The organism is Planktotalea sp., assembly GCF_039984035.1.
Taxonomy (GTDB): domain Bacteria; phylum Pseudomonadota; class Alphaproteobacteria; order Rhodobacterales; family Rhodobacteraceae; genus Planktotalea.
The window spans coordinates 1-8,004 of record NZ_JBDWVM010000409.1; the positions used below are offsets into that span (position 1 = coordinate 1).

Below are 8,004 nucleotides of genomic sequence, written 5' to 3' on the forward strand. Positions count from 1 at the left end.
AGTTTGGGATGCGATGCCTGCGCACCACCAGAAAATCATGGAAGTCGCAATGGACAGTCTCGCGCTGCACAACGCGACGATCAATGAAGTTCAGAACGCACAGACAGCGAAAGACCTGCGCGCAAAAGGTATCAACCTGTATGAGTGGGCACCAGAAGACCTGCAAGCATACCGTGACGCGGTTCAAATCGGTTGGACTGAGTTCGCGACAACGCCAGAAGCAAAAGCGCTTTTGGAAAGCCACATTGGCTTCCTGAAAGACTTGGGCGCGATGAAGTAAGCGCAGGCTTGCTCTGAACGAACGACCGACGGCAAGGCTGATAGATTTGGCCTTGCCGTTTTTCCTCTAGGCTCTCTCGGTTTTCATGAAAATCACCCGCATCATCTCTCACGTGTTGCAATACGATATGCCCGAAGTGCTTGGGTATTCGCAGCAATACTATGACAAGCGTTCAGCGCATATTGTCGAGGTGCAAACGGAAGAGGGCATTACGGGGTGGGGCGAGTGTTTTGGCCCTGGCAATGTGGCAATCGCCAACAAGGCAATCGTTGAAAAAGTGATCCAGCCTATGGTGCTGGGACTGGACCCGATGGATCGGGACGTGATTTGGCACAAGGTCTATAACCTTCTGCGAGATCATGGGCAAAAGGGCATGCCGCTGCAGTCCCTATCAGGCGTGGACATCGCGCTTTGGGATATTGCGGGCAAGGTCGCTAAACTGCCGCTGCACAAGCTGATTGGCGGCGCGCATCGAACAGATGTTCCGTGTTATGGCTATGGCATGATGCTGCGCGATGAACCTGTCGCTGATCTGGCCAAGCGGTTTGAAGATGAAGCTGCTGCGATTAAGGGCATGGGCTTCGCTGCGACCAAGATGAAGACGGGTTTCGGACCGAAACCTGATGTGAAACTCTGCGAAGCTGTTCGCCGCGGCGTCGGCGATGATTTCAAATTCATGGTTGATGCGAACCATGCCTACACAACGTCTGACGCATTCTATGTGGGACGCGCACTTGAAGAACTCGATGCTTATTGGTTCGAGGAACCCATCGCGCCCGAAGATTTGGACGGCTACCGCGAATTGCGGGCGGGTCTCACGGTTAACATTTCCGGCGGTGAGGCTGAATTTAACCGCTGGGGTTGGCGCAACATTCTGGAAAATCGTGGATTGGATATCGCCCAGCCAGAGGTTTGTGCTTTGGGCGGCGTGTCGGAATATCTGCGCGTGCTCGCACTATGCCATGCGCATTTCACACCAGTCATTAACCATGTGTGGGGCAGCGCGATCGCGGTTGCGACGAACCTGCAATTGCTTGCGGCGATGCCGCCGCTCCCCGGTGGTCTGCACCCATGGGAGCCGATGTTAGAATTCGACACCACAGACAACAAATTTCGCGACGAACTGCTGGCCGAGCCTTTGGATATTCAAGGCCAAGTCAAACCAAATGCAGGGCGCGTCGCAATACCAACAGGGCACGGGATCGGCGTAGAGCCGGATCGTGATTTCATCAAACATTACGAAATCGACGCGTAAGCGAACAAGGAGGCAGGAATGCAAAAGACAACAGGTGGAATAATCGAGTGGCTCATACCGCTCGCCTTTGTCGGCACTATGAGTTGGCTCATTTGGCATCTACCGGCCTTTTTGCTTGATTGGATCCCTTACACCTCTGAGTCCTTAAAAGGGCAGGTGCAGGCGATCTATCTGGAATCTGATATCACGCCCAACCTAGGCGGAATATTTGGCGGACACATTGATATCATTGATTTGTTGGCCCTGATCATATCCCCCATTTTGTTTGTGATTGGTGCGCGCACCGTGCGCGCAGCGGGCATCGAATATGAAGGCGCGAGCCGGATTGATAGCGCCGCGTTATTCGTTGGCCGCGTTACGATGATGATGATCGCAGTGATGACGACAGTCATGCTGTACGAAGTCTTCATGCGCTATATCGTTGAAAAACCAACGGAATGGGCCAATGAAATGACGCTTTGGTTTGCGAGCTTCGTGTTCCTGACATCCGGCTTTTACGCGATGCAGCAACGCAGCCATATCCGCATTTTCCTGTTGTATGACGCGGTGCCGCGTTGGCTTCAGAAGATTTTTGACACGATCTCAACAGTATTGATCGTCATGTTTGCCTTCTTCTTGGTCTACGGCAGCTACAAGCAAGTCTTCGTTAACAAGCTCTATAAATGGGAACTCTACGGATCGGCTTTTAACCCGCCAATCCCAGCGACCTTGCAGCCGATGGTCCTTATTGTGATCACTTTGGTTGCGATCCAAGCGGTTCTGAACCTGATCGCGGATTGGAACAAAGAGCCGGTTATTCACACGGATGAACCGGACGCAGAAGAAATTGAAATCCTCAGAAAAGCGGTGGGACAAGACTAATGGATATTGGAACGATCTCACTGATCTTAATGCTGGCACTGATTGCGCTGCTAGCTATCGGCATGCCTCTTGGCCTTGCCTCTGCCGCGCTTGCGGTGCTGGTGCTCGTCCTCAAGTTTGAGCCGACGTTGCTTTGGAACCCTTTGACCTTTGGCGACGGTATTCTTACGGGGAGGCCGGGGACCGGGCCCTTATATATCCTCGCGCAGAAGATATACGGGCTCTTAACCGACTACGTGCTCATATCAGTGCCGCTGTTCATCTTTATGGCGTCACTGCTGGAGCGTTCTGGCATCGCCAAGGACATGTATTCTTCGCTCAACGTTTGGCTGTCACGCACACGCGGCGGCATCGCGATTGTTACGTCTATTATGGCCGTGATCATGGCGGCGATGTCGGGCATCATCGGAGGCGAAGTCGTTCTGCTAGGTCTGATTGCTCTGCCGCAAATGCTGCGATTGGGATATAATCAGAACCTCGCGATTGGTGTGATCTGTGCCTCCGGCTCGCTCGGTACGATGATCCCACCGTCTATTGTTTTGATCATCTATGGCCTGATCACAGAGACCTCGATCAAAGCGCTGTTTACGGCGGCCTTCATTCCGGGTTTCATGCTTGCGTCGATGATCATCATTTACATCATTGTACGCACGACGCTGCGCCCAGAAGATGCACCATTGCCGGAACCTGATCCAAACGATCCCGAGCCGACCGAAAAACGCAAACTCTTTGGTGCGTTCCTGAGCATCGTTGTCGCTGGGTTTTCGGCGGTTCTGCTGGTCCGTGCTGCATTCTTCGAGCTCTCTGGTTCGAACGCTGCAGCGGCTGCAAATGGCGGCGACCTCGCGCGCTTTGGGACCATCGACAATATCCCATGGTACATCGGTGCAATCGCAATCGCCTTGGCACTGATCTTCTTCTACTTCGGGAAAGAACGCGCCAAGATTGGTTGGGACATGGGCAAAGGCCTCGTCGCGCCTATCGTGGTGATCGGTGTTGTTCTCGGCTCCATCTACGGCGGTATCACAGGTATCACCGAAGCGGCTGGCATGGGTGCAGCGGCAGTTCTCATTATCGCGATCTTGCGCGGTGAAGGCTCGTTCGAGCTGGTTTGGGACAGCCTGATGCGCACGCTGAAATCCACTGGCACAATCATTTGGGTGACGATTGGTGCAGCCTCGCTTGCGGGTGCCTACACCATCGCAGGTGGCCCACAATATGTGGCGGACCTGATCGTCGGAAAAGACCTGCCAACAATGGCCGTGATCCTGACGATGATGCTGATCTTGCTCTTTATGGGTGCGTTCATGGATTGGGTCGGCATTGTTCTCCTGATTATTCCAGTGTTCTTGCCCATCGTGTTGCGCCTGCCTATCGAAGAGATTGGCTTCATCGGTCAGCTTGAACCAAGCCATGTTGCGATCTGGTTTGGGGTTGTCTTCTGTATGAATATGCAGGTGAGTTTCCTCTCGCCGCCCTTTGGTCCTGCTGCGTTCTATCTGAAATCGGTCGCGCCGCCCCACATCAGCTTAACGGATATCTTCAAAGGCTTCCTGCCGTTCATTGGTATCCAACTGTTGGCTTTGTCGGTTCTGTTGATCTGGCCGAACATTATCGCGCTGTTGCTCTAAGGGGATCGGATGCTCAGCAACGCGCAAATCACACAGTTTGAAAGGGACGGCTATTTGGTCGTCCCTGACATTTTGCCTGCAGGCGTTCTGGAAAGTGTGCGGAGCGAATATTCAGAGCTCTTGGATCGACTGTATGCAGACTGGTTTGCAGAAGGACGGGTACACGTGCCGCCAGAAGGTTTGGACTTCTGGGGCAAGCTCCTCAGTGCTTATGAAGCGGGCTGCGACTATTTCCAACCCATGGATATTTCGCTGCCGGGGGATCGGATCAAAGCGGATACACCATTTCACATTGGTCCAGCGGTTTTCGACATGCTGACAGCAGTCCCATTGCTGGATGTGATCGAACAACTCATCGGACCAGAAATCACCAGCAACCCGATCCAACATGTGCGCCTAAAGCCGCCCATGCGCAAATTGGTGCGCGATGAAATTCGCCCGCATATTGCAGCAACTGACTGGCACCAAGATCGCGCCGTTGCGCTGGAGGAGGCGGATCAAACGGACATGGTGACGGTCTGGCTCGCCATAACGGATGCAACCGTTGAAAACGGATGTCTCCAAGTACAGCCGCAAGTCGAAGATCAAGAAATTTTACCTCATTGTCCGCGCACGCAAACCGGCATTGCTGATGGCTTCATTGATGAAACCGGCGCTTTGCCTTTGCCTGTCAAAGCGGGCGGGGCGGTTCTGTTTCATCCACTCACACCGCACGCATCGCTGGATAATGTCACCGATGGGTTTCGCTGGTCATTCGACATCCGCTTTAGCGTAACGGGTCAACCGACGGGGCGTACCCATTTCCCTGATTTTATCGCCCGTTCTCGCGCGGTCCCTGAGACCGAAATGCGCGATTGGCAAACCTGCAAAGCGCAGTGGTTAGAGGCCCGTGCGCGTCTCGCTCAAGCGCCCCACATTGATATTCACAGATGGTCATCCGATGCGCCGTTTTGTGCTTAGTCCCGTTGTTTGAAAGTAACTGTCATGAAGACCGTCCGACTAGATCAATCTGATACTGTCGTCACCGCGACACGCGCGCTTAACATTGGCGACACGGTCGAAGGCTTTGTCGTCGCGGCCCAAATTCCGACGGGTCACAAAGTGGCCAGCTCTCCGATGAAGCAGGGCGATCCCGTGCGCAAATATGCCCAGCTGATTGGCTATGCATCCTGCGATATCGCGATTGGGGATCATGTGCACACCCACAACGTCGCGTTTCGAAATACCGAAATGGAGTATGAGTTTTCCACGGACTTGCGCGAAGTGAAGCCAGCTGTGAAGCAAGACACGTTCATGGGGTTTCAGCGTGAAAACGGTAGTGTGGGCACACGTAACTACATTGCGATTGTGACCTCTGTGAATTGCTCGGCCACGGCAGCGCGGATGATCGCAGACCACTTTACACCTGCTGTTTTGGCCGAATTTCCCAATGTCGATGGCGTGGCCGCCTTTGTGCACGGAACGGGGTGCGGCATGGCGGGCGACGGCGACGGGTTTGAAGCGCTGCAACGTGTGATGTGGGGTTATGCGAAACACCCCAATCACGGCGGTGTTTTGATGGTCGGTTTGGGCTGTGAGATGAACCAGATCGATTGGCTCTTAGAGGCTTATGGCCTCAAACAGAGCGATACGTTTCAGACAATGAACATCCAGAATGTTGCGGGTCTGCGGCGTACAGTAGAACTGGGCATCAAGAAGATCGAAGCCATGCTTCCAATTGCCAATCAAGCGACGCGCACTCCATGCCCTGTGTCCGAATTGATGGTCGCGCTGCAGTGCGGTGGGTCTGATGCGTGGTCTGGGGTCACGGCTAATCCGGCTCTTGGATATGCCTGCGATCTTCTGGTTGCGCAGGGGGCGACGGGCTTGCTTGCTGAAACGCCCGAGATTTACGGGGCTGAACATTTGCTCACGCGCCGCGCTGTGGATCGCGCAACAGGGGATCGTTTGATCGAGCGCATCAAATGGTGGGAAGACTATACCGCGCGCAACAAAGGATCGATGGACAACAATCCAAGTCCAGGCAACAAGCTTGGTGGCCTGACGACGATCTTGGAAAAATCGCTGGGCGCTGCTGCCAAAGGGGGGACCAGCCCTTTGACAGGCGTTTATAAATACGCCGAACCGGTCCGCGCCCGTGGTTTCACGTTCATGGATACGCCGGGCTATGATCCTGCCTCTGTCACGGGGCAAATCGCAGGTGGCTGCAATCTGGTATGCTTCACGACTGGGCGCGGCTCTGCGTTTGGATCGAAACCAGCGCCGACGATCAAGATCGCGACGAACACAGACATGGCCACGCGCATGAGCGAGGACATGGACATCGATGCGGGTGAAATCCTGTCCAAAGGCGTTAGCGTCGAAGAGAAAGGGCGCGAAATCTATGAGATGTTCTTGCGCGTCGCTTCCGGCGAGCCGTCCAAGTCCGAGGCGCAGGGTTTAGGGGATCATGAATTCGTGCCCTGGCAAATCGGAGCAGTCATGTGAAACATATTCTGGTTGTTGGTGGCGGTCTCATCGGTATTCGTCATGTGGACGCGGTAAAGGCCCATCCGAATTGTACATTGGTCGGTTTGGTTGACCCTGACATGTCGATCACCTGCGATGCACCACGCTTTGCCGACATGAGCGAAGTGGATGCCCACGTCGATGGCGTGATCATTGCAACACCGACGCATTTGCATGCGGCCCATAGTATCGAAGCGGTGCAGCGTGGTTGGCATGTATTGATCGAAAAACCGGTCGCGGGAACGGTTGAAGACGCGCAAAAGCTTGAAGCCGTTCTGGCTGCGAGCGATGTCGCCTCCCTCGTAGGGCATCATCGCAGGTATCATGCGCCTGTGCAGCAGCTAAAGTCAGTCGTGCAAGGCGGTCAAATCGGCGAGGTAGTTAACGTTTCGCTTATCTGGGCAATGCGCAAACCCGATGCCTATTTTGAGGGAAACTGGCGCACGGCGGGTGGCAGCCCGGTGATGATCAACCTTGTGCACGACATTGACCTTTTGCGCTTTGTTTTGGGTGACATTGCCCAAGCGGTCGCGCTTGCGGGGCGTTCGTTGCGCGGCACGGCGCGGATCGAGAGCGGCGCTATCGCGCTCGGCTTTGAGGGCGGCGTTACAGGCACGATCAGTTTTGCCGATACTTCGCCCAGCCCTTGGGGGTTTGAAGCGGGCACAGGCGAGAACCCGAATATCGGCACAACGCAGCAGGATATGTTGTGGATTACAGGCACGAAAGGTGCGATCAGCTTCCCTTCGATGACCCTTTGGCAGGGGCAGGATTGGGGCAGCGCTGCGCAGCGCGTGGAGTTTGCTGCGAATGTAAATGCAAAGGTGCCGCTTGATGCGCAGCTTGATCATTTCCTAGATGTAATGGACGGCGCTGATCCGCTAATTGACGTGGCAGACGCCGCAAAAACACTTGCGATTGCGCTTGGCATTGAAAACCAACTAATAACCCAGATGAAGGCGCGAGTCGCTTCTTAAGCGAGCCTGCGAAACAATTGACTTAAGAGGATATGACTATGAGCAAACCAACAATCGGATTTATCGGCCTCGGCCTTATGGGCGGCGCTATGGCGGGCCGTTTGCAAGACCAAGGCTATCAGTTGACCGTTTTGGGCAACACAGACCGTACTTATCTGGACGCAGCCATTGCGCGCGGCGCGGTTGAGGCAGGCAACGCAAAAGAAGTGGCGGAGGCCAGCGATATTGTGATGCTCTGCATGGGCACCTCAGATCACGTTGAGGGCCGTATGCGCGGCGATGAAGGCGTGATCGCGGGCCTACGCGCTGGTGCAACAGTCGTCGATTTCGGCACATCGCTGCCCTCTAGCAGCCGCACCTTGGCAACCGAAGTCGCAGCCGCCGGTGGCACGTTCCTTGATGCACCATTGGGGCGCACACCTGCACACGCAAAGGACGGTTTGCTCAACATCATGACCTCTGGTGATAAAGCCGCGTTTGATAAGGTTGAGC

General features: G+C 54.7%; 7 protein-coding genes and 1 pseudogene. All 8 read left to right on the forward strand.

What is annotated here, in order from left to right; all coding sequences use genetic code 11:
- Nucleotides 1–280, forward strand: a pseudogene (locus ABJQ89_RS17845) (C4-dicarboxylate ABC transporter substrate-binding protein); the annotation flags it as partial.
- A gap of 85 nt (nucleotides 281–365) precedes the next feature.
- The gene (locus ABJQ89_RS17850) at nucleotides 366–1,535 is read left to right on the forward strand and encodes a mandelate racemase/muconate lactonizing enzyme family protein (RefSeq protein WP_348497506.1); all 1,170 of its coding nucleotides are present in this window, start codon (nucleotides 366–368) and stop codon (nucleotides 1,533–1,535) included.
- Nucleotides 1,536–1,553: 18 nt separating this feature from the next.
- A complete protein-coding gene (locus ABJQ89_RS17855; RefSeq protein ID WP_348497507.1) occupies nucleotides 1,554–2,396 on the forward strand; it encodes a TRAP transporter small permease in 843 nt (280 codons plus the stop codon).
- Complete coding sequence (locus tag ABJQ89_RS17860; RefSeq protein ID WP_348497508.1) at nucleotides 2,396–4,027, forward strand: TRAP transporter large permease subunit; 1,632 nt, start codon at nucleotides 2,396–2,398, stop codon at nucleotides 4,025–4,027. Before ABJQ89_RS17855 ends, ABJQ89_RS17860 begins: the two co-directional genes overlap by 1 nt.
- A gap of 9 nt (nucleotides 4,028–4,036) precedes the next feature.
- Nucleotides 4,037–4,987, forward strand: a complete 951-nt coding sequence (locus tag ABJQ89_RS17865) for a phytanoyl-CoA dioxygenase family protein (RefSeq protein WP_348497509.1) — start codon at nucleotides 4,037–4,039, stop codon at nucleotides 4,985–4,987.
- Nucleotides 4,988–5,011: 24 nt separating this feature from the next.
- Nucleotides 5,012–6,514, forward strand: coding sequence for an altronate dehydratase family protein (locus ABJQ89_RS17870; RefSeq protein ID WP_348497510.1), 1,503 nt, complete (start codon nucleotides 5,012–5,014; stop codon nucleotides 6,512–6,514).
- Nucleotides 6,511–7,512 (forward strand): Gfo/Idh/MocA family oxidoreductase, encoded by a 1,002-nt coding sequence (locus ABJQ89_RS17875; protein WP_348497511.1) that lies wholly within the window; start codon nucleotides 6,511–6,513, stop codon nucleotides 7,510–7,512. The genes ABJQ89_RS17870 and ABJQ89_RS17875 overlap by 4 nt, the downstream gene beginning before the upstream one ends.
- Before the next feature lie 38 nt (nucleotides 7,513–7,550).
- The coding region (locus ABJQ89_RS17880; protein WP_348497512.1) for an NAD(P)-binding domain-containing protein at nucleotides 7,551–8,004 on the forward strand (454 nt) is incomplete at its 3' end.